Source organism: Klebsiella sp. PK18, assembly GCF_057784655.1.
In genome coordinates, this window is the sequence record NZ_CM173493.1 from 1,218,297 (window position 1) to 1,240,528 (window position 22,232).

The window sequence follows — 22,232 nt, forward strand, 5'->3', positions numbered from 1 at the left end:
TTATTTTTCGCATAGTTCAGGTCTTTAACCTTGAATAATTGAGGGATGACCTCATTTAATCTCCAGTAGCAAATTTGACCTGTTTATGGGAGGAGTTATGCGTCTGGATCGTCTTACCAATAAATTCCAGCTTGCTCTTGCCGATGCCCAGTCACTCGCACTCGGGCACGACAACCAATTCATCGAACCTCTTCATTTAATGAGCGCCTTACTGAATCAGGAAGGGGGATCGGTACGTCCTTTATTAACCTCGGCGGGCGTCAATGCCGGGAAACTACGCACTGACATCGAGCAGGCCTTGAGCCGTTTACCGCAGGTGGAAGGCACCGGCGGCGATGTACAACCTTCTCAGGATTTAGTGCGGATCCTGAACCTTTGCGACAAGCTGGCGCAAAAGAAAAAGGACAACTTTATTTCGTCGGAACTGTTCGTTCTGGCGGCGCTTGAATCGCGCGGTACGCTGACCGACCTTTTAAAATCCGCCGGAGCAACAACCGCCAACGTGACTCAGGCGATTGAACAAATGCGCGGAGGTGAAAGCGTGAACGATCAGGGTGCCGAAGACCAACGTCAGGCATTGAAGAAATTTACCGTCGATCTGACCGAGCGAGCCGAGCAGGGCAAGCTGGATCCGGTGATCGGCCGTGATGAAGAGATTCGCCGTACCATCCAGGTACTGCAGCGTCGTACCAAAAACAACCCGGTACTGATTGGTGAACCCGGGGTGGGTAAAACGGCAATCGTCGAAGGACTGGCGCAGCGTATCGTCAACGGCGAAGTACCAGAAGGGTTGAAAGGCCGTCGGGTATTGGCGCTGGATATGGGGGCGCTGGTGGCCGGGGCGAAATACCGCGGTGAGTTTGAAGAGCGTCTGAAAGGCGTGCTGACTGACCTGTCAAAACAGGAAGGCAACGTCATTCTGTTTATCGACGAACTGCATACCATGGTGGGCGCTGGTAAAGCCGACGGCGCGATGGATGCGGGTAACATGCTGAAGCCGGCGCTGGCGCGTGGTGAACTGCACTGCGTCGGGGCGACAACGCTTGATGAATACCGTCAGTACATCGAAAAAGACGCCGCGCTGGAACGTCGCTTCCAGAAAGTGTTCGTCGCCGAGCCGACGGTAGAAGATACCATCGCTATTCTGCGTGGCCTGAAAGAACGTTACGAGCTGCACCACCACGTGCAGATCACTGACCCGGCGATTGTCGCGGCGGCGACCTTGTCGCATCGCTATATTGCCGACCGTCAGCTGCCGGATAAAGCCATCGACCTTATCGATGAGGCGGCGTCCAGCATTCGTATGCAGATCGACTCCAAGCCGGAAGAGCTGGACCGTCTCGATAGACGTATTATCCAGCTGAAACTGGAACAGCAGGCGCTGAAGAAAGAGTCTGATGAAGCGAGCCTGAAACGTCTCGATATGCTCAACGAGGAGCTGGCGGATAAAGAGCGTCAGTACTCGGTACTGGAAGAAGAGTGGAAAGCGGAAAAAGCCTCTCTCTCCGGCACCCAGACTATTAAAGCCGAGCTGGAACAGGCGAAAATCGCTATCGAACAGGCGCGTCGCGTCGGCGATCTGGCGCGGATGTCCGAGCTGCAGTACGGCAAAATTCCGGAACTGGAGAAACAGCTGGCGGCTGCCACTCAGTCCGAAGGGAAAACCATGCGTCTGCTGCGTAATAAAGTGACGGATGCTGAGATCGCCGAAGTGCTGGCCCGCTGGACCGGTATCCCGGTCTCCCGGATGATGGAAAGCGAGCGCGACAAACTGCTGCGTATGGAGCAGGAGCTGCATCATCGGGTGATTGGCCAGGATGAGGCGGTTGAAGCGGTATCGAACGCCATTCGCCGTAGCCGCGCTGGGCTATCCGATCCGAACCGGCCGATTGGTTCGTTCCTGTTCCTCGGTCCAACCGGGGTCGGTAAAACCGAGCTGTGTAAAACGCTGGCTAACTTTATGTTCGACAGCGACGACGCGATGGTGCGTATCGATATGTCCGAGTTTATGGAGAAACACTCCGTCTCGCGTCTGGTCGGTGCGCCTCCGGGATACGTCGGCTATGAAGAGGGTGGTTACCTGACCGAGGCGGTGCGTCGTCGTCCTTATTCCGTCATTCTGCTGGATGAAGTGGAAAAAGCGCACCCGGATGTGTTCAACATTCTGCTGCAGGTACTCGACGACGGGCGTCTGACCGACGGGCAGGGGAGAACGGTCGACTTCCGTAATACGGTGGTCATCATGACCTCGAACCTCGGTTCCGATCTGATTCAGGAACGGTTTGGCGAACTGGACTACGGTCATATGAAGGATCTGGTACTGGGAGTGGTAAGCCAGAACTTCCGTCCGGAGTTTATTAACCGTATCGACGAAGTGGTGGTCTTCCATCCTCTGGGTGAGAAACACATTGCTTCTATTGCCCAGATCCAGCTGCAGCGTTTGTATAAACGCCTGGAAGAGCGTGGGTATGAAGTGCGGATGTCCGATGAGGCGCTGAAGTTGCTGAGCGCCAACGGTTACGATCCGGTATACGGCGCGCGGCCACTGAAACGCGCTATTCAGCAGCAGATTGAGAACCCGTTAGCCCAGCAGATCCTTTCCGGTGAGCTGGTTCCGGGGAAAGCTGTCGAGCTGGTGGTGAAAGACGACCGTATTGTGGCAGTGCAGTAAATCACAAAACGACAAAAACGGGCCCAACGGGCTCGTTTTTGTTTAAAAACCAGGCAAGAATTAAAGCTCAACACCTGGTTTGGTTGAAAAGTGAGCGGTTGAATTCTTTTTTTGAATTTATCCTTGTCACTTCAGAATTACTCCCTATAATGCGCCTCCACTGACACGGAACAACGGCAAACAAGCCGCCGGGTCAGGAGGATTCAACGACGGAAATCGACGTTGAAAGCCGACAGAGAAAAGCAAAATAAGCGCTTGACTCTGAATGAGGAAGACGTATTATACGGGACCTCGCGACAGAGCGCTAAAGCGCGTCGCAACTGCTCTTTAACAATTTATCAGACAATCTGTGTGGGCACTCAAAGTGACATGGATTCTTAATGTCTTCGGACAAAAAATGAATACCAAGTCTCTGAGTGAACATGCGTAATTCATTACGAAGTTTAATTCACGAGCATCAAACTTAAATTGAAGAGTTTGATCATGGCTCAGATTGAACGCTGGCGGCAGGCCTAACACATGCAAGTCGAGCGGTAGCACAGAGAGCTTGCTCTCGGGTGACGAGCGGCGGACGGGTGAGTAATGTCTGGGAAACTGCCTGATGGAGGGGGATAACTACTGGAAACGGTAGCTAATACCGCATAACGTCGCAAGACCAAAGTGGGGGACCTTCGGGCCTCATGCCATCAGATGTGCCCAGATGGGATTAGCTGGTAGGTGGGGTAACGGCTCACCTAGGCGACGATCCCTAGCTGGTCTGAGAGGATGACCAGCCACACTGGAACTGAGACACGGTCCAGACTCCTACGGGAGGCAGCAGTGGGGAATATTGCACAATGGGCGCAAGCCTGATGCAGCCATGCCGCGTGTGTGAAGAAGGCCTTCGGGTTGTAAAGCACTTTCAGCGGGGAGGAAGGCGGTGAGGTTAATAACCTCACCGATTGACGTTACCCGCAGAAGAAGCACCGGCTAACTCCGTGCCAGCAGCCGCGGTAATACGGAGGGTGCAAGCGTTAATCGGAATTACTGGGCGTAAAGCGCACGCAGGCGGTCTGTCAAGTCGGATGTGAAATCCCCGGGCTCAACCTGGGAACTGCATTCGAAACTGGCAGGCTAGAGTCTTGTAGAGGGGGGTAGAATTCCAGGTGTAGCGGTGAAATGCGTAGAGATCTGGAGGAATACCGGTGGCGAAGGCGGCCCCCTGGACAAAGACTGACGCTCAGGTGCGAAAGCGTGGGGAGCAAACAGGATTAGATACCCTGGTAGTCCACGCTGTAAACGATGTCGATTTGGAGGTTGTGCCCTTGAGGCGTGGCTTCCGGAGCTAACGCGTTAAATCGACCGCCTGGGGAGTACGGCCGCAAGGTTAAAACTCAAATGAATTGACGGGGGCCCGCACAAGCGGTGGAGCATGTGGTTTAATTCGATGCAACGCGAAGAACCTTACCTGGTCTTGACATCCACAGAACTTTCCAGAGATGGATTGGTGCCTTCGGGAACTGTGAGACAGGTGCTGCATGGCTGTCGTCAGCTCGTGTTGTGAAATGTTGGGTTAAGTCCCGCAACGAGCGCAACCCTTATCCTTTGTTGCCAGCGGTCCGGCCGGGAACTCAAAGGAGACTGCCAGTGATAAACTGGAGGAAGGTGGGGATGACGTCAAGTCATCATGGCCCTTACGACCAGGGCTACACACGTGCTACAATGGCATATACAAAGAGAAGCGACCTCGCGAGAGCAAGCGGACCTCATAAAGTATGTCGTAGTCCGGATTGGAGTCTGCAACTCGACTCCATGAAGTCGGAATCGCTAGTAATCGTAGATCAGAATGCTACGGTGAATACGTTCCCGGGCCTTGTACACACCGCCCGTCACACCATGGGAGTGGGTTGCAAAAGAAGTAGGTAGCTTAACCTTCGGGAGGGCGCTTACCACTTTGTGATTCATGACTGGGGTGAAGTCGTAACAAGGTAACCGTAGGGGAACCTGCGGTTGGATCACCTCCTTACCTTAAAGAACCTGCCTTTGTAGTGCTCACACAGATTGTCTGATGAAAGTAAAGAAGCAAGGCGTCTTGCGATTGAGACTTCAGTGTCCCCTTCGTCTAGAGGCCCAGGACACCGCCCTTTCACGGCGGTAACAGGGGTTCGAATCCCCTAGGGGACGCCACTTGCTGGTTCGTGAGTGAAAGACGCGTGCCGATATATCTCAAAACTCATCTTCGGGTGACGTTTGAGATATTTGCTCTTTAAAAATCTGGATCAAGCTGAAAATTGAAACGACACACTGTTTAAGTGTGTTCGAGTCTCTCAAATTTTCGCGACACGATGGTGTTTTACGAAACATCTTCGGGTTGTGAGGTTAAGCGACTAAGCGTACACGGTGGATGCCCTGGCAGTCAGAGGCGATGAAGGACGTGCTAATCTGCGAAAAGCGTCGGTAAGGTGATATGAACCGTTATAACCGGCGATGTCCGAATGGGGAAACCCAGTGCAATTCGTTGCACTATCGTTAACTGAATACATAGGTTAACGAGGCGAACCGGGGGAACTGAAACATCTAAGTACCCCGAGGAAAAGAAATCAACCGAGATTCCCCCAGTAGCGGCGAGCGAACGGGGAGCAGCCCAGAGTCTGAATCAGCTTGTGTGTTAGTGGAACGGTCTGGAAAGTCCGACGGTACAGGGTGATAGTCCCGTACACCAAAATGCACAGGTTGTGAACTCGAAGAGTAGGGCGGGACACGTGGTATCCTGTCTGAATATGGGGGGACCATCCTCCAAGGCTAAATACTCCTGACTGACCGATAGTGAACCAGTACCGTGAGGGAAAGGCGAAAAGAACCCCGGCGAGGGGAGTGAAAAAGAACCTGAAACCGTGTACGTACAAGCAGTGGGAGCACCTTCGGGTGTGACTGCGTACCTTTTGTATAATGGGTCAGCGACTTATATTCTGTAGCAAGGTTAACCGTATAGGGGAGCCGCAGGGAAACCGAGTCTTAACTGGGCGTTAAGTTGCAGGGTATAGACCCGAAACCCGGTGATCTAGCCATGGGCAGGTTGAAGGTTGGGTAACACTAACTGGAGGACCGAACCGACTAATGTTGAAAAATTAGCGGATGACTTGTGGCTGGGGGTGAAAGGCCAATCAAACCGGGAGATAGCTGGTTCTCCCCGAAAGCTATTTAGGTAGCGCCTCGTGAATTCATCTTCGGGGGTAGAGCACTGTTTCGGCTAGGGGGTCATCCCGACTTACCAACCCGATGCAAACTACGAATACCGAAGAATGTTATCACGGGAGACACACGGCGGGTGCTAACGTCCGTCGTGAAGAGGGAAACAACCCAGACCGCCAGCTAAGGTCCCAAAGTCATGGTTAAGTGGGAAACGATGTGGGAAGGCACAGACAGCCAGGATGTTGGCTTAGAAGCAGCCATCATTTAAAGAAAGCGTAATAGCTCACTGGTCGAGTCGGCCTGCGCGGAAGATGTAACGGGGCTAAACCATGCACCGAAGCTGCGGCAGCGACACTATGTGTTGTTGGGTAGGGGAGCGTTCTGTAAGCCTGCGAAGGTGGCCTGTGAGGGTTGCTGGAGGTATCAGAAGTGCGAATGCTGACATAAGTAACGATAAAGCGGGTGAAAAGCCCGCTCGCCGGAAGACCAAGGGTTCCTGTCCAACGTTAATCGGGGCAGGGTGAGTCGACCCCTAAGGCGAGGCCGAAAGGCGTAGTCGATGGGAAACAGGTTAATATTCCTGTACTTGGTGTTACTGCGAAGGGGGGACGGAGAAGGCTATGTTAGCCGGGCGACGGTTGTCCCGGTTTAAGCATGTAGGCGGAGGTTCCAGGTAAATCCGGTACCTTTTAACGCTGAGGTGTGATGACGAGGCACTACGGTGCTGAAGTAACAAATGCCCTGCTTCCAGGAAAAGCCTCTAAGCATCAGGTAACATTAAATCGTACCCCAAACCGACACAGGTGGTCAGGTAGAGAATACCAAGGCGCTTGAGAGAACTCGGGTGAAGGAACTAGGCAAAATGGTGCCGTAACTTCGGGAGAAGGCACGCTGGTGTGTAGGTGAAGTCCCTGCGGATGGAGCTGAGACCAGTCGAAGATACCAGCTGGCTGCAACTGTTTATTAAAAACACAGCACTGTGCAAACACGAAAGTGGACGTATACGGTGTGACGCCTGCCCGGTGCCGGAAGGTTAATTGATGGGGTTATCCGTAAGGAGAAGCTCTTGATCGAAGCCCCGGTAAACGGCGGCCGTAACTATAACGGTCCTAAGGTAGCGAAATTCCTTGTCGGGTAAGTTCCGACCTGCACGAATGGCGTAATGATGGCCAGGCTGTCTCCACCCGAGACTCAGTGAAATTGAACTCGCTGTGAAGATGCAGTGTACCCGCGGCAAGACGGAAAGACCCCGTGAACCTTTACTATAGCTTGACACTGAACATTGAGCCTTGATGTGTAGGATAGGTGGGAGGCTTTGAAGCGTGGACGCCAGTCTGCGTGGAGCCAACCTTGAAATACCACCCTTTAATGTTTGATGTTCTAACGTAGGCCCCTGACCGGGGTTGCGGACAGTGTCTGGTGGGTAGTTTGACTGGGGCGGTCTCCTCCCAAAGAGTAACGGAGGAGCACGAAGGTTAGCTAATCCTGGTCGGACATCAGGAGGTTAGTGCAATGGCATAAGCTAGCTTGACTGCGAGCGTGACGGCGCGAGCAGGTGCGAAAGCAGGTCATAGTGATCCGGTGGTTCTGAATGGAAGGGCCATCGCTCAACGGATAAAAGGTACTCCGGGGATAACAGGCTGATACCGCCCAAGAGTTCATATCGACGGCGGTGTTTGGCACCTCGATGTCGGCTCATCACATCCTGGGGCTGAAGTAGGTCCCAAGGGTATGGCTGTTCGCCATTTAAAGTGGTACGCGAGCTGGGTTTAGAACGTCGTGAGACAGTTCGGTCCCTATCTGCCGTGGGCGCTGGAGAATTGAGGGGGGCTGCTCCTAGTACGAGAGGACCGGAGTGGACGCATCACTGGTGTTCGGGTTGTCATGCCAATGGCACTGCCCGGTAGCTAAATGCGGAAGAGATAAGTGCTGAAAGCATCTAAGCACGAAACTTGCCCCGAGATGAGTTCTCCCTGAGACTTTAAGTCTCCTGAAGGAACGTTGAAGACGACGACGTTGATAGGCCGGGTGTGTAAGCGCAGCGATGCGTTGAGCTAACCGGTACTAATGAACCGTGAGGCTTAACCTTACAACGCCGAAGCTGTTTTGGCGGATTTGAGAGAAGATTTTCAGCTCTGATACAGATTACTCGATGCGTCCGCAGGACGTGTTGATAAAACAGAATTTGCCTGGCGGCGATAGCGCGGTGGTCCCACCTGACCCCATGCCGAACTCAGAAGTGAAACGCCGTAGCGCCGATGGTAGTGTGGGGTCTCCCCATGTGAGAGTAGGGAACTGCCAGGCATCAAACAAAGCAGAAAGCTCAGCCGAAAGACTGAGCTTTTTGTTTTTGCGTTTTAACAAGAACCCCGTCCCGAAAGGTGCGGGGTTTTTTGCTGTGTGGGGTATATCTCCCCGGTGGCGCTGCGCTTACCGGGGCTACGGATTCGCACCCGCCCTGCACGACCTGTAGCCCGGACAAGGTGCGTAGCACCGCCTCCGGGGAAAACCCTGCCATACCCGCCCCATTATCTTCATTCAAAGCAACATAAAACCCCGTCATGGTAATCCCTTCATCATAATCTACTTTTTCCTTGCCCCTGCGCTGGCGTTAATCGCGAAAACCACTCTTACGAAAAAAAATGTGAATACAGTCACATATAAAGATATAACAATTATATAACATTTAGTTCACTAACTAATTTGTCTACGTGACGTGGTACGCCCGACAAGACAGATTGCAGTCTTTGCTGGAGCAATATAACAATGACAGAAAGTAGCATTACCGAACGGGGCGCGCCGGATCAGGCCGATACCCGTCGTCGTATTTGGGCAATAGTTGGCGCTTCCTCGGGGAATCTGGTTGAGTGGTTTGATTTTTACGTTTATTCATTCTGCTCGCTCTATTTCGCCCATATCTTTTTTCCATCTGGCAATACCACCACCCAATTGCTGCAGACGGCAGGCGTATTTGCCGCCGGATTCCTGATGCGTCCCATCGGCGGATGGCTGTTTGGTCGAATCGCCGACCGCCGCGGACGTAAAGCCTCTATGCTTATCTCGGTGTGCATGATGTGCTTTGGCTCACTGGTGATTGCCTGTCTGCCGGGTTATGCGGTCATCGGCACCTGGGCCCCGGCGCTGCTGCTGCTGGCGCGTCTGTTCCAGGGGCTGTCTGTTGGCGGAGAATACGGCACCAGTGCGACCTATATGAGTGAAGTCGCGGTGGAAGGTAAGAAAGGCTTCTATGCCTCCTTCCAGTACGTTACGCTGATTGGCGGTCAACTGCTGGCGGTATTAGTGGTTGTCGCGCTCCAGCAGGTGCTCAGCGATGAAGATCTCCATGCCTGGGGATGGCGTATTCCTTTTGCTCTTGGGGCGGTACTGGCTATCGTCGCGCTGTGGCTGCGTCGCCAGCTGGACGAAACCTCAAAGCAGGAGACCCGGGCGCTGAAAGAGGCTGGATCATTTAAAGGGTTGTGGCGCAATCGCCGGGCCTTCGTGATGGTGTTGGGCTTTACCGCCGCCGGATCGCTGACCTTCTACACCTTTACTACCTATATGCAAAAGTATCTGGTCAACACGGCGGGCATGACGGCTAGCACCGCCAGCGTGATCATGACCGCGGCGCTATTCGTTTATATGCTGGTTCAGCCGCTGTTCGGCGCCTTTTCGGATAAAGTTGGCCGTCGCACCTCCATGCTGTGCTTTGGCGTGCTGGCGACGTTATTTACCGTGCCTATTCTCAGTGCTCTGCAGAAGGTGAGCTCACCGTATGCCGCCTTCGGACTGGTGATCTGCGCCTTGCTGATCGTCAGTTTCTATACCTCTATCAGCGGCATCCTGAAAGCAGAGATGTTCCCGGCTCAGGTCCGCGCGCTTGGGGTAGGGCTTTCCTATGCCGTCGCGAACGCGCTGTTCGGCGGCTCTGCGGAGTATGTCGCGCTGTCGCTTAAGTCGGCGGGGATAGAGCACGCGTTCTACTGGTATGTGACGGTGATGGCGGCCATCGCCTTCCTGGTTTCCCTGATGCTGCATCGTAAGGGGAAAGGCCTGCGCCTGTAACGCTTACTGGTGCGCCAGTTGCCACACAGCATAGCCGGTGGTCGCGCCGGCGACATCCCAGGCGAAATCTTTCCAGCTCCAGCCGCTCCCTGCCGGGCGGCTGTCCCAAAGCTCTTTTGATGCGCCAAGACTGATGGAAAACATCAGGCCAATGGCGGCGCTGCGGTCCCGGCTGTAACCCTGATGTTGCGCATACTCATTGCCGGCGGCAGACAGCATCGCCGAGGCCAGAAAATGCTGGGCTTTGTCCTGACCGGACCATGCATCATTTGCCATGTGGCTGCAGCCCGTTAACAGCAGCGATGTCATCACTATTATCGAACGCATAGCGCTTCCAGAAAAAAGCCCCGTCGACGCGGGGCTGATAGTCAGAGAATACGGCTGATCAACCGGTCAATGCGGATCCGTCGCAGGCGGCGGATCAGTTTTCGCACTTTCACCGGATAGTCGGCGATACTTTGCAGATCCCGATAATGTTTCACTACCGTGGTGTGGGTGCGGATGAGCTTCAGCTCTTTTTCCCGCATGGCCCCCAGCTGCCGCTTTGGATCGTGGATCAGAATGGCGTTTTCCAGATCGAGCCGCCAGGCGCGTGGGTTAAGGTTGTTGCCAGTGAGCAGCATCCACTCATCGTCAACCCACATGCCTTTCAGATGGTAGCTGTTATCGTCATCCTTCCACAGGCGAACGATCAGCTGATCGGTATTGACATAATATTGCAGTCGGCTGAGGAAACGCCGCAGGTTGATCTCATACAGATAGGGAAGCGCACCGATAATTTTAAACGGTTGATCTTCCGGAATGTAGAAATCGTTAGCGGTTTTATCGCCGACAATAATCTCCACCTGTTTACCGTCCCGCAGCAGCTGGATGATATTTCTCACCAGTACGGCAGGGAGGTTGAAGTAGGGGGTACAGATCGTCAGCTTGTGCTCGGCACAAGGCATCAGGTGAAAAATAGTTTTGTTCAGCAGGCTGGATTTCCCCAGTCCTACCAGCGGGGTGACGGAGAGTTCTTCGTCACCAGCGGTGCCGACAAAATGGTAGCTGCGGTCGCGGAGCTCCTGACGGTACTGGCGAATGTCGTTTTTGATTTCCGGGCTTTTTGGCCGATCCGGTCTGTCGAGACGATTAACGCCGCGCCCCTGAACCAGATTATTGTCGACCCAGTCGAACATGACGTCCGCCATTTTGCCGTTACGGATGCACTGATAGCGGTCATAACGGTACTTGTCATGCTGATGCAGATAAACATCGTTCAGGCTGGCGCCGCTGTAGAGGACGCTGTCATCGATAATAAAGCCTTTGAAATGGAGAACGCCGAGCGCCTCCCGGGTATTAATCGGCACGCCGTAAACGGGGATATCCACACCTGGGTTTTCATCGGCCATCCGGCAATACCAGTCGGCATTGGTGTTGGAGGCGGCGGCGCCGATACGACCACGTTGAGCACGGTGCCAGTCTACCAGAACGCGGACATCCAGTTCCGGACGCTGGCGTTTGGCGTCGTAGAGAGCCTGCAAAATTCCTTTTCCGCCATCATCTTGCTCCAGGTAGAGCGCAATAATGCATATACGCTGAGTGGCGTGGGCAATCCGGGTCAGTAACGCTTCCCTGAAATCCGCAGGGGCGTAAAAGAACTCTACATCATCAACTGACTGAGAAAGCTTAGGGAGTTGGGCAAGGTGTTGTTGATGTTTATTACGCTTAAATTTTGACAACATCACAGTGCGTTTCTTCTCTGTTTATTGAAGGGTCTTCTGTACCATGCAGACGACGTAAGCGGGCAATAATACCATTACTACCCGCTAATGTGGTCAACAATTGCGGTCAGCGTGACGCGATTATCCCTGATTCAGGGGCAGCGATAGACTGACAATCCCATCTTCCAGCTGAATATCAACGGTGAATCCCAGCTTTCTGGCCAGGCCGATCATGCCTCTGTTATTCGGCATCGTAATGCCATTAAGGCGTTGCAAGCCATGGCTTTGCGTATAGGCGATCAGCTTTTCCAGCAGCCTTCGCCCCAGGCCTAATCCTTTTAAATCTGAACGGACCAGAACGGCAAACTCGGCGTCAATATTGTCGGGATCGGAGATCGCCCGCGTCACGCCGAGAATTTCGCTCTTCTCTGCAGTGGTCCTGACGGCAACAAACGCCATTTCACGATCGTAGTCGATCTGCGTCATATTGGCTAAATCGTCATGGGTAAATTCGTTGATCTCACTAAAATAGCGATAATAGAGATCTTCTTTGGTGACCTGAGCGATAAACGCGAGCAGCTGCGGCTCATCTTCCGGAAGGATCGGCCGAAACAGGCAGCGATCGCCATTTTTCATCACCACCCACTCCTCCTGCTGGTGCGGATAGGGACGAATCGCAAGGCGGCTTTCACTGTCGCCGTCAAAGGGGGCCAGGCCTAGCGTGACGTCCAGCGCCGTAAACTCGTTGCCGGAGGCGAGCAGGGGATGAATGTCCAGGCGCTGGATCTCCGGGCAGTCGACGATCAGATTCGATACCTGAACCAGCAGCTGGCTCAGGCCCGCGATATCCAGCGGGCGCAATGCGCTGCGACCGCGGATCTTTTTATTTTTGATCGCCTGGATCACCAGATAACGCGCCAGGTTCATATTCAACGGCGGCAGCGCCACCGCGGCCTGATCCTCGGCCCGCCACTCCACGCCGCCTTCGCCCAGCATAATCAACGGGCCGAAGACGGGATCGTGTTCAACCACCACTCTCAGCTCCTGGGCGCCGGCGCGATTAGCCATACTCTGCACCAGCAGACCATGGATGCGCGCCTGGGGCCAGGCCAGTCTGACGCGATCGATCATCGCATCTGCCGCCTGCTGCACCTCGGCGGCGGTACGCAGATAGAGCATGACCCCCTGTACTTCCGATTTGTGCGGGATATCCGGAGAACGCAGCTTCAGCGCGACCGGATAGCCTATCTGCTCAGCGATATGCACTGCTTCTGCGCTGTCAGCGGCAATCCATGTCGGCAGAGTATGGATGCCATAGGCTCGGAGCACCGGGCTGACCTCATGGGTATCCAGCGTGGTGGCGCCGTCATCTATCGCTTGCTGCAGCAGAGCATGTGCTTCGCTGGTATTGGCGGTTAACGAATCCGGTAGCACCGGCGTCTCGCGCAGTTGTTTCTGGTTGCGACGGTATTCCACCATATGCATAAAAGCGGTGATCGTGCCCTCTGGCGTACGGTAGGTTGGGAGGCCGGCATCGCTGAATAAACGTCGCGCTTCCTGCGAGGAAAATTCGCCGCACCAGTTGGTCAGCACGGTGACATATTTACCGCGCGGATGATGCTTCAGAGCGTCAATCAGGGCCAGCGCACTCTCCGTGCCCGGCGCGGCCGCGCTGGGCGAGTGGATCACCAGCAGCGCGTCATAGTCCTGACTGTTGAGCAAAATATTCACGGCCTGCTGATAATGTTCGCTGCTGGCATCATCGCGCAGATCTAATGGGTTGGCGATCTCGACGCCAACCGGCAACGCCTGGTGCAGGGCGTCGCGGGTCTCCTCGCTGAGGACCGCCAGTTTGCCATTCCGCAGCCAGAGTTCATCCAGCGCCAGCGCCGCCGGAGCCGCGCCATTGCTGACGATCATCAGCTTTTCACCGCGTAGCGGGCGCATATGGCTGAGCGTTTCCACGGCGGAGAACAGCTCATGGGTGTCTTGCACCCGCAGCAGGCCAGCACGCTGTATGGCTGCATCCCATGCCGGATCCATCCCGGAGTTGACGTGCAACAGCTTTTGCGCCGCGGGGCTACGGCCGCTTTTAATCACCAGGATAGGCTTGTTTCGCGAAGCGCTGCGCGCAGCGGAGACAAATCGGCGCGCATCGCTTAGATGCTCGAGGTAAAGCAAAATGGCGCTGGTCTTGCTGTCGCGGGCCAGAAAGTCCAGCAGGTCATCGACATCAATGTCCAGGCTATCGCCCAGCGCGATGAAGTAGGAAAACCCCATCTCGCGCTGCTGCGCCCAGTCAAGGATGGTATTAGAGACGGCGGCCGACTGCGAGATAAAGGCCAGTTTACCGCGATGGATCGCGACCGGCGAGAAGCTGGCGTTCAGGCCTTGCCACGGCGCCAGCAGTCCCAGGCTGTTCGGGCCGAGCAGGCGCATCTGATAGCGCGCGGCGCATTCGAGCAGCGCCGGATACTGTTCCGGCTGCGAAGAGAGAATGATGCAGGTTTTACACCCTTTCTGCCCTAAGGCTTCGAGCAATTCGATATTACGCCGGGCGTTAGTACAGAGCACCGCCAGATCCGGCGTAAACGGCAGGCTCTCAATCGTGGGCCATGCCAGCACCCCGAGCACCGCCTTCCAGGCGGGGGTCACCGGCAGTACCGGGCCATTGAAACCGCCGGCTAACAGGTTGCGCATCATGAGATAGCCAGCGCGCTGCGGCTTCATTGATGCGCCAATAACGGCGATGGACTTTGGTCGCAGCAGTGCTTCCAGGCCTCGTTGGCTCATACCGGTCTCCTTTCATCCCAGTGACCGAATGATTTTAAACGTTTTCCACCTGGTCCGCTGTGATACTGCCCTTATGCTGGGTTTTTCCCGCCAGATAGCGGGTCCGGAAGCGGGTGAAGTGCTCGCCAAGCGCAGCGGCGGCCGGGGCATCGCCCGCCAGATCCAGCAGGGCGATGGCTGCTTCCGCGGTACAGTATTGTCCGTCGGCGTGCGCCTCGCGCAGATGATAGGCAGAGATGCGTGACAGATCGACGGAGATTATCGGTAGCGCGTCAAGATAAGGGCTCTTGCGGAACATTTTGCGCGCTTCGGTCCAGGTGCCGTCGAGCATAATAAATAGCGGCGGCTTGCCGGACGGCGGCGCGCTCAGGATCTGGCGCTCCGGCCCGGCATAGGAGGCAGGGAAAACCACCATCGGTTGATAATCAGGATGCGCGACCAGATCGAGCAGCGCCTGCGGCGGCTCGGTTCTCGACCATTGAAAAGCCTCGGTATCAGGCAGAATATCGGCGATGAGCCGGCCGGTGTTGCTGGGCTTCATCGGTTCTGTATCAAACATCACCAGGCAGAAGCGGCTGGTGGCCTGCGCTGGCACTAATGTTGCGCACAGGCACTGCTTGAGCGGCAGCAGGCAGCGCTGACAGCGGCGGATGCGGTTGCCGCGAGCAAGGAAAGGCCGGGTAGCACGCGCGAGGCGTTCAGCGCGCAGGCGAAGGACTGCGTTTTCAATCATGGGAGTCGCTAGAGAAAAACGCTATTGTCGCAGAGGTGAAAACGGGGCACAAGCGGTGCCCCGGAAGGATTACTGTTGGCCGGCTTCGTTCAGCCAGCTATCAAATGGCGCTTTTGGCACCGCGCCATTGAGCATGTCGATCACTTCGCCATTTTTGAACATCATAATGGTCGGGATGCTGCGGATACGAAACCGGGCGCTAAGCTCACGTTCCGCTTCGGTGTTGACTTTCACAAAACGCATCTTCCCGCTACGCTCTTCCGCGACATCTTCAAAGATCGGCGCGAAGCTACGGCAGGGGCCGCACCATGGCGCCCAGAAATCGACAACGACCGGCAGATCGTCCTTTAAGAGTTTATCCAGCGTTGCCCCGGTCGCGTTGATGACGTCGCCGTCAAAAAGATCGTGACCGCAGCGTCCGCACTTTGCGCCATCCGCGCTACGATCGTCCGGGAGGCGGTTCAGAGCCTGACAACTGGCACAAACGGTATTCATAACTAACCTCTGGTTATGGGTTGCAACGTGGCACGTGGCCGATATGTTTCTGTGATGTTACATATTATCGATTAAGTGTTATTTAAGGACAATGCGTTTTGTTCGATGAGTGCAATAGAGGCCGGCTTTTAAACGAAATCATGGCGAAGCGATGACACATCGGGTAATCTGCGCGCTTCGCGCAGCGCAGGTGGAGAAAATTGATGAGCGACGAACTGAAAAATAAAAGCGGCAAGGTCAAAGTGATGTATGTCCGCAGTGATGATGATTCTGACAAACGCACCCATAACCCACGTACCGGGAAAGGGGGAGGTCGTCCAGGAAAATCTCGTGTTGACGGCCGCAGCCGCCCTGCGCGTGACGAACGAAACAGCCGCGGCGACGATCGCAAACGTGACGACCGTAAGCGTGACGATCGCAAGCGCGATGATTTTCATCGTGACGATGCGTCTCCGTGGCGTACCGTTTCCCGTGCTCCTGGCGATGAGACGCCGGTAAAAGAAGATCACGGCGGGATCAGCGGGAAGAGCTTTATCGATCCGGAAGTGCTGCGTCGTCAGCGTGCGGAAGAGACCCGCGTGTATGGCGAAAACGCCTGCCAGGCGCTGTTCCAGAGCCGTCCGGAAGCTATCGTTCGCGCCTGGTTTATTCAGAGCGTCACGCCCCGCTTTAAAGAGGCGCTGCGCTGGATGGCGGCCAACCGTAAAGCCTATCATGTGGTGGACGAAGCCGAGCTGGCGAAAGCTTCCGGCACCGAGCACCACGGCGGAGTCTGCTTCCTGATCAAAAAACGCCACGGCACCTCTGTTGCCCAGTGGGTCGCGAAGGCGGCAGAAGAAGATTGCGTTCTGGCGCTGGAAGACGTGGGTAACCCGCACAACCTCGGGGCGATCATGCGCAGCTGCGCGCACTTCGGCGTGAAGGGCGTGGTGGTTCAGGATGCTGGCGTGCTGGAGTCCGGGGCGGCGATCCGTACGGCGGAGGGCGGGGCGGAGCATGTTGAACCGATCACCGGCGACAGCTTTATCGATACCCTGGATCAGTTCCGCAAAGCGGGCTACGCGATTGTCTCAACGTCCAGCCATAATGGTACGCCGCTGTTTAAAGCCGAGCTGCCGAAGAAAATGGTGCTGGTGTTAGGCCAGGAGCGTGATGGTCTGTCCGATGCGGCGATTTCCAGCTCCGATCTCAGCGTTGCCATCAACGGTACCGGCAATGTCGAAAGCCTGAACGTCTCTGTGGCGACCGGCGTCCTGCTGGCAGAATGGTGGCGTCAGAACAAGGCGTAATTCGCCTGCCTGAATGCGAAAAAGCCAGCTGATGCTGGCTTTTTTATGGCTGTCGATCACTCGCTTTCGGCGGGGAGGACCGGCATCCAGTCGATCGGCGCTTCGCCGCGGTCAGCCAGCCACTGGTTGGTCTGTACGAAATGGTTGCTGCCAAAGAAGCCGCGATGCGCAGAGAGCGGCGATGGGTGCGGCGCCTTCAGCACGCAGTGGCGCTGACGATCGATAATCGCGCCTTTCTTCTGCGCATGAGAACCCCACAGCAGGAATACCACCCCCTCGCAATGCTCATTGATTAACGCGATAACCTTATCGGTAAAGGTCTCCCAGCCGAGGCTGGCGTGCGAGTGCGCCTGCCCGGCGCGGACGGTCAGGACCGTATTAAGCAGAAGTACGCCCTGACGCGCCCAGCTTTCGAGATAACCGTGAGTGGGGCGAGTAAAGCCGGGGATCGTGGCCTCCAGCTCTTTGTACATGTTCAAGAGCGAGGGCGGGATCGCGACGCCCGGGCGAACCGAGAATGCCAGACCGTGGGCCTGACCCGGGCCGTGATAGGGATCCTGGCCGAGAATGACGACTTTGACGTCGCCCAGCTCGGTAAAGCGAAACGCATTGAAGACGTCTTTTTGCGGTGGGTAGATGGTGATCCCGGACTGGCGCTCTTCGGCGACGGTCTTCAGTGTATTGAGAAAATAGGGTTGTTGCTTTTCATCCGCCAGCACGTCATGCCAGGTTAAAGAGGTGGTCATCTTGCTCTCCTGCAAAGGGTCATCGCTATAGCTTAACGGCTTCTTTCTACAGAACAAAATCGGCACGGCTTGATGTGGGCTTTTATGCAAAAAAAATTGAAAATTTACAAAATTATTTATGAGACCCCATGGCCTAACTTGATGTAAAACAATAAAATCCCCATATACCCACTTTGTGTGAGTGGTTTTTATTGATTTATATCAAGGAATGCCGAGGGTGCGGCTGATATATATACACTCATACAACAATGGTTTTACCAATTGGCCGCGAAGAGGCCAAAATCGAATAAACACTGCCTGGGAGGCATCAAATGATTACTGGTATCCAAATTACTAAAGCAGCAAACGACGACCTGCTGAACTCTTTCTGGCTGCTGGACAGCGAAAAAGGCGAAGCGCGCTGCCTGTGTGCCAAAGGTGGTTTTGCGGAAGACGACGTGGTGGCGGTGAGCAAACTGGGTGAAATCGAATACCGTGAAATTCCGGTAGACGTGAAACCAGAAGTTCGCGTGGAAGGCGGTCAGCACCTGAACGTGAACGTGCTGCGTCGCGAAACTCTGCTGGACGCGGTTGAGCACCCGGAAAAATACCCGCAGCTGACCATTCGTGTTTCCGGCTATGCGGTACGCTTCAACTCCCTGACTCCGGAACAGCAGCGCGACGTTATCGCCCGTACCTTTACCGAAAGCCTGTAAGGCTGAAGCCAGATGTGAAAACGCCGGGATGTCCCGGCGTTTTTTTTACTCTTCAGTGGACGTTGATGGCGTCCCGGCCGCGCTTGGCTTACGGCGCTTACCGATATTTTTGGTGTCGCGGTGGCGTTTCTTCACCCGCGGTTTCTCTTTTTCTTTCTCTTTTTTCTCGGCGCGCTTCGCCAATACTTTCTTCGACGGTTTACCGGTTAACTTCTCGCTCGGCGCGCGGGTTTTCGGTCGCAGTTCATCAATCACGCGGGCTTTCAGCGGTTCTTCAACGTAGCGGCCGATCTTGCCCAGCAGCAGGTGGTCATGCGCTTCAACCAGCGAAATGGCGATGCCTTTTTTACCGGCGCGGCCGGTACGACCGATACGGTGCAAATAGATATCGGCGGTGCGCGGCATGTCGAAGTTAAACACGTGGCTGACATCCGGGATATCAATACCGCGTGCGGCGACGTCGGTGGCGATCAGCACGTTCACGCGACCATCGGTCAGGCGTTTAATCGCTTCGTTGCGCTTAATCTGCACCATCTCGCCCTCCAGCCAGCAGGTGTTAATCCCTGCTTCGTGCAGCTTAGCGGCGAGTTCGTGAACGCGCTCGCGCTTACGCACGAAGACGATGGAGCGGGTTGCTTCCGGCTGCTTCAGCAAATGAATCAGCAGCGCGGTTTTATGCTCGATATCGTCGGCGCGATAGTACCACTGATGAATTTTTTTACGTTCGCGGGTCGATGGGGTAGCGGAGACTTCAACCGGCTCTTCCAGCAGGCGTTCGGCAAAATCTTTGATCGCATCGCCTTCCAGCGTGGCGGAGAACAGCATGGTCTGCTTGCGCCAGCGGGTTTCACCGGCGATGGTTTCGATATCCTGAGCAAAGCCCATGTCCAGCATGCGGTCGGCTTCATCGAGGATCAGGGTCTCGACGGCGCGGCAGTCAAAGTTCTCTTCTTTAATATACTGCAGCAGGCGACCGGTGGTAGCGACCACGATATCCTGGTTTTCGCTGAACACTTCCGCGTGGTTCATGTACGCTACGCCGCCGGTAATGGTGGCGATATCCAGATGGGTATGCTTCGCCAGCTCGCGGGCGTGGTCAGCCACCTGCATCGCCAGCTCACGGGTCGGCGTCAGGATAAGAATGCGCGGCGGCCCGGATTTCTTACGCGGGAAATCGAGCAGGTGCTGCAACGCTGGCAGCAGATACGCCGCCGTTTTACCGGTGCCGGTCGGCGCTGAACCGAGAATGTCACGGCCATCGAGCGCAGGCGGAATAGCGGCGGCCTGAATGGCTGTCGGGCGAGTGAAACCTTTATCCTGGAGGGCCTCCAGCAGGTTTTCGTCGAGTTCAAGTTCGGAAAAAGTCGTTACAGTCATGTTCTACCTCTGAGTGGGCCGCCGATTATAGACGTTACTGACGTAATGTTCATCTGTTTGTAAGGCTATCTGTTCTCCGGTATTGTGCATAGCCTTACGTTCAGGAGTTTTGTCGGCAAGGTTATTGAGGATGTCTCAGTCGAAGTTTGCGCTGCCGCGCAATGGTTTTACCTTCAAACAGTTCTTTGTCGCCCACGATCGTTGCGCGATGAAGGTGGGCACTGATGGCATTTTGCTTGGCGCCTGGGCGCCGATTGCCGGGGTGAAGCATGTGCTGGATATTGGCGCGGGCAGCGGCCTGCTGGCGCTAATGCTCGCCCAGCGTACCGGTCACGATGTGCAAGTCGATGCGGTCGAACTGGACGAGGAGGCAGCCGCTCAGGCGCGGGAAAATGCCCTCGCGTCACCGTGGTCTTCGCGCATAGAAGTCTGCCAGGCCGATATCCATCAGTGGCAGCCGTCGCAAACCCGACGCTATGAACTGATAATCAGTAACCCGCCTTTTTTTGCCGAAGGCGTGCCATGCGCTACCTCGCAGCGGGAGCAGGCGCGGTATACCACGACGCTCGATCACGCCTCCCTGCTGACCTGTGCCGCAGAGCATATCACCGAAGAAGGTTTTTTTTGCGTGGTGCTGCCGGTGGATATCGGTAATGCGTTTATCGAGCGGGCAACGGCGATGGGGTGGCATTTGCGACTGCGCACTGACGTGGCGGAGACCGAACTGCGGCCGCCGCACCGGGTGCTGCTGGCGTTCTCCCCGACGGCAGGAGAGTGTTTCAGCGACAGACTGGCGATCCGCGGGCCAGAGCAGCAGTACTCTGAAGGGTTTACTGCTCTGACCGGGGATTTTTATCTCTTTATGTGAGCCAGGGGCGACAGTATCGACGGGCCGCTGTTCGGCAGCGGCTGCGGATAGTCGAGGGTATAGTGCAGCCCGCGGCTCTCCTTACGTAACATCGCGCAGCGTACGATAAGCTCCGCCACCTGCACCAGATTGCGCAGCTCCAGCAGATTATTCGAGACGCGGAAGCGGGCGTAATACTCATCCAGCTCCTGCTGGAGCATGGTAATGCGCCGCAGGGCGCGCTCCAGTCTGCGCGTTGTGCGCACAATGCCGACATAATCCCACATCAGCAGGCGCAGCTCGTGCCAGTTATGCTGGATAACCACCAGTTCATCCGGGATCTCCACCTGACTTTCATCCCACGCCGGCAGGGTGGTGACCTTCTGAGCCAGCGGCAGGCGCCGGGCGATATCCTCCGCGGCGGACCAACCGTAGACCAGACACTCCAGCAGCGAGTTCGAGGCCATGCGATTGGCGCCGTGCAGCCCGGTATAGCTGACTTCGCCGATGGCGTATAAGCCATCGACGTCAGTACGGCCATTATCATCCACCATCACGCCGCCGCAGGTGTAATGCGCGGCGGGGACGACCGGCACCGGATCTTTGGTTAAATCAATTCCCAGACCGAGCAGCTTTTCGTAAATCATCGGGAAGTGCTGGCGAACAAACGCCTCGGGTTTATGGCTGATATCAAGGAACATACAATCAACGCCCAGGCGCTTCATTTCATGGTCGATGGCGCGGGCGACGATATCGCGCGGGGCCAGCTCGCCGCGCTCGTCAAAGTCCGGCATAAAGCGGGTGCCGTCCGGGCGTTTAAGGTGGGCGCCTTCGCCGCGCAGCGCTTCAGTAAGCAGGAAATTGCGCGCCTGTGGATGATACAGCGCGGTGGGGTGGAACTGGTTGAATTCGAGATTCGCTACCCGGCAGCCCGCCCGCCAGGCCATCGCAATGCCGTCTCCGGAAGAGACGTCAGGGTTAGTGGTATATTGATAAACCTTGGCGGCCCCGCCGGTCGCAAGCACCACCGCCTTCGCGCTGCAGGTTTCTACCCGCTCTTTATTGCGGTTCCAGATCCAGGCCCCGACCACCCGGCGCGTGCCCGGCAGGCCAATCTTGTCCGAGACGATCAAATCAACGGCATTGCTGCGCTCAATGATGCGGATATTCGGATGAGCAAGGGCTTTATCGACCAGCGTTGTCTCTACCGCTTTGCCGGTAGCGTCGGCGGCGTGAAGAATGCGTCGATGGCTGTGCCCCCCTTCGCGAGTGAGATGGTAGCTCTCTTCGCCATTGGCCTGGACCTGGGTGTCAAACAGCACGCCCTGATCGATAAGCCATTGTACGCACGGTCTGGCGTTGCTGGCGACGAAGGTGACCGCATGGCGATCGCAGAGTCCCGCGCCGGCGATCAGCGTATCTTCAACATGGGATTCGATACTGTCCGTCTCATCGAAGACGGCGGCAATCCCGCCCTGCGCATAGAACGTCGAACCTTCGCTGATCGGCCCTTTACTCAGCACCGTCACCGAACTGTGCTCCGCCAGGCGCAGCGCGAGGGAGAGACCGGCAGCGCCGCTGCCGATAATCAACACATCACAAGAGAAGTCAGGAGTGGTATTCATCGTCTTTGTTTAATTTACTAAA

General features: G+C 55.7%; 13 protein-coding genes, 1 tRNA gene and 3 rRNA genes. 9 read left to right on the forward strand and 8 right to left on the reverse strand.

All coding sequences use genetic code 11. From position 1 onward, the window contains the following. The first annotated feature begins 97 nt into the window (after window positions 1-97). From clpB to AC3EMD_RS06075, 6 genes are all read left to right on the forward strand, one after another. Window positions 98-2,671 carry an ATP-dependent chaperone ClpB gene (clpB, locus tag AC3EMD_RS06050; protein ID WP_008806080.1) on the forward strand — a complete coding sequence of 858 codons (2,574 nt, stop codon included), beginning with the start codon at window positions 98-100 and terminating at the stop codon, window positions 2,669-2,671. Window positions 2,672-3,136: 465 nt separating this feature from the next. Next, window positions 3,137-4,676, forward strand: a 16S ribosomal RNA gene (locus tag AC3EMD_RS06055). 85 nt (window positions 4,677-4,761) lie between these two features. Further along, a tRNA-Glu gene (locus tag AC3EMD_RS06060) sits at window positions 4,762-4,837 on the forward strand. A 190-nt stretch (window positions 4,838-5,027) separates the two neighbouring features. Further along, window positions 5,028-7,931 (forward strand): 23S ribosomal RNA (locus AC3EMD_RS06065). A 99-nt stretch (window positions 7,932-8,030) separates the two neighbouring features. Next, window positions 8,031-8,146: ribosomal RNA gene (gene rrf / locus AC3EMD_RS06070) — 5S ribosomal RNA — on the forward strand. The 16S, 23S and 5S rRNA genes sit together here with 1 tRNA gene alongside, the layout of an rRNA operon. A 462-nt stretch (window positions 8,147-8,608) precedes the next feature. Next, the gene (locus tag AC3EMD_RS06075; protein ID WP_012540846.1) at window positions 8,609-9,907 is read left to right on the forward strand and encodes an MFS transporter; all 1,299 of its coding nucleotides are present in this window, start codon (window positions 8,609-8,611) and stop codon (window positions 9,905-9,907) included. A 3-nt stretch (window positions 9,908-9,910) separates the two neighbouring features. Here AC3EMD_RS06075 and AC3EMD_RS06080 read toward each other — a convergent pair whose 3' ends face one another. The 5 genes from AC3EMD_RS06080 to trxC all read right to left on the reverse strand — a co-directional run bounded on the left by AC3EMD_RS06080 (window position 9,911) and on the right by trxC (window position 15,631). Continuing rightward, window positions 9,911-10,234, reverse strand: a complete 324-nt coding sequence (locus AC3EMD_RS06080) for a YfiM family lipoprotein (protein WP_008803753.1) — start codon at window positions 10,232-10,234, stop codon at window positions 9,911-9,913. Window positions 10,235-10,275: 41 nt separating this feature from the next. After that, complete coding sequence (gene pssA, locus AC3EMD_RS06085; protein ID WP_008803754.1) at window positions 10,276-11,631, reverse strand: CDP-diacylglycerol--serine O-phosphatidyltransferase; 1,356 nt, start codon at window positions 11,629-11,631, stop codon at window positions 10,276-10,278. Between the two features lie 120 nt (window positions 11,632-11,751). Then, complete coding sequence (locus AC3EMD_RS06090; protein WP_012967428.1) at window positions 11,752-14,403, reverse strand: bifunctional acetate--CoA ligase family protein/GNAT family N-acetyltransferase; 2,652 nt, start codon at window positions 14,401-14,403, stop codon at window positions 11,752-11,754. A gap of 34 nt (window positions 14,404-14,437) precedes the next feature. Further along, the gene (tapT, locus tag AC3EMD_RS06095; protein WP_302073983.1) at window positions 14,438-15,136 is read right to left on the reverse strand and encodes a tRNA-uridine aminocarboxypropyltransferase; all 699 of its coding nucleotides are present in this window, start codon (window positions 15,134-15,136) and stop codon (window positions 14,438-14,440) included. Window positions 15,137-15,205: 69 nt separating this feature from the next. Continuing rightward, window positions 15,206-15,631: a thioredoxin TrxC gene (gene trxC, locus AC3EMD_RS06100; RefSeq protein ID WP_002914091.1), complete on the reverse strand. Its 426-nt coding sequence runs from the start codon at window positions 15,629-15,631 to the stop codon at window positions 15,206-15,208. Between the two features lie 203 nt (window positions 15,632-15,834). Here trxC and AC3EMD_RS06105 point away from each other — a divergent pair, with 203 nt between their 5' ends. Beyond that, window positions 15,835-16,920 carry a tRNA/rRNA methyltransferase gene (locus tag AC3EMD_RS06105; RefSeq protein WP_016161649.1) on the forward strand — a complete coding sequence of 362 codons (1,086 nt, stop codon included), beginning with the start codon at window positions 15,835-15,837 and terminating at the stop codon, window positions 16,918-16,920. A 56-nt stretch (window positions 16,921-16,976) separates the two neighbouring features. Here the strand turns inward: AC3EMD_RS06105 and ung are convergent, their stop codons facing one another. Then, window positions 16,977-17,666 (reverse strand): uracil-DNA glycosylase, encoded by a 690-nt coding sequence (gene ung / locus AC3EMD_RS06110; protein WP_012540850.1) that lies wholly within the window; start codon window positions 17,664-17,666, stop codon window positions 16,977-16,979. Window positions 17,667-17,977: 311 nt separating this feature from the next. Between ung and grcA the strand changes: the two genes are divergently transcribed. After that, a complete protein-coding gene (gene grcA / locus AC3EMD_RS06115; protein WP_002914084.1) occupies window positions 17,978-18,361 on the forward strand; it encodes an autonomous glycyl radical cofactor GrcA in 384 nt (127 codons plus the stop codon). Between the two features lie 45 nt (window positions 18,362-18,406). Here grcA and srmB read toward each other — a convergent pair whose 3' ends face one another. Then, window positions 18,407-19,738 (reverse strand): ATP-dependent RNA helicase SrmB, encoded by a 1,332-nt coding sequence (srmB, locus tag AC3EMD_RS06120; RefSeq protein ID WP_012540851.1) that lies wholly within the window; start codon window positions 19,736-19,738, stop codon window positions 18,407-18,409. A gap of 130 nt (window positions 19,739-19,868) precedes the next feature. On the opposite strand from srmB, the gene trmN reads away from it, so the two are divergent. Then, window positions 19,869-20,606 (forward strand): tRNA(1)(Val) (adenine(37)-N(6))-methyltransferase TrmN, encoded by a 738-nt coding sequence (gene trmN / locus AC3EMD_RS06125; protein ID WP_023323112.1) that lies wholly within the window; start codon window positions 19,869-19,871, stop codon window positions 20,604-20,606. On the opposite strand, the gene nadB is transcribed toward trmN, so the two are convergent. Further along, a complete protein-coding gene (nadB, locus tag AC3EMD_RS06130) occupies window positions 20,591-22,210 on the reverse strand; it encodes an L-aspartate oxidase (RefSeq protein WP_008803761.1) in 1,620 nt (539 codons plus the stop codon). The genes trmN and nadB overlap by 16 nt on opposite strands. Between the last annotated feature and the right edge of the window lie 22 nt (window positions 22,211-22,232).

Excerpts from the sequence above, each read along its gene's own strand:
- clpB (WP_008806080.1), top strand. The coding sequence starts at position 98 with ATGCGTCTGGATCGTCTTACCAATAAATTCCAGCTTGCTCTTGCCGAT.
- AC3EMD_RS06075 (WP_012540846.1), top strand. The coding sequence starts at position 8,609 with ATGACAGAAAGTAGCATTACCGAACGGGGCGCGCCGGATCAGGCCGAT.
- AC3EMD_RS06080 (WP_008803753.1), bottom strand. The coding sequence starts at position 10,234 with ATGCGTTCGATAATAGTGATGACATCGCTGCTGTTAACGGGCTGCAGC.
- pssA (WP_008803754.1), bottom strand. The coding sequence starts at position 11,631 with ATGTTGTCAAAATTTAAGCGTAATAAACATCAACAACACCTTGCCCAA.
- AC3EMD_RS06090 (WP_012967428.1), bottom strand. The coding sequence starts at position 14,403 with ATGAGCCAACGAGGCCTGGAAGCACTGCTGCGACCAAAGTCCATCGCC.
- tapT (WP_302073983.1), bottom strand. The coding sequence starts at position 15,136 with ATGATTGAAAACGCAGTCCTTCGCCTGCGCGCTGAACGCCTCGCGCGT.
- trxC (WP_002914091.1), bottom strand. The coding sequence starts at position 15,631 with ATGAATACCGTTTGTGCCAGTTGTCAGGCTCTGAACCGCCTCCCGGAC.
- AC3EMD_RS06105 (WP_016161649.1), top strand. The coding sequence starts at position 15,835 with ATGAGCGACGAACTGAAAAATAAAAGCGGCAAGGTCAAAGTGATGTAT.
- ung (WP_012540850.1), bottom strand. The coding sequence starts at position 17,666 with ATGACCACCTCTTTAACCTGGCATGACGTGCTGGCGGATGAAAAGCAA.
- grcA (WP_002914084.1), top strand. The coding sequence starts at position 17,978 with ATGATTACTGGTATCCAAATTACTAAAGCAGCAAACGACGACCTGCTG.
- srmB (WP_012540851.1), bottom strand. The coding sequence starts at position 19,738 with ATGACTGTAACGACTTTTTCCGAACTTGAACTCGACGAAAACCTGCTG.
- trmN (WP_023323112.1), top strand. The coding sequence starts at position 19,869 with ATGTCTCAGTCGAAGTTTGCGCTGCCGCGCAATGGTTTTACCTTCAAA.
- nadB (WP_008803761.1), bottom strand. The coding sequence starts at position 22,210 with ATGAATACCACTCCTGACTTCTCTTGTGATGTGTTGATTATCGGCAGC.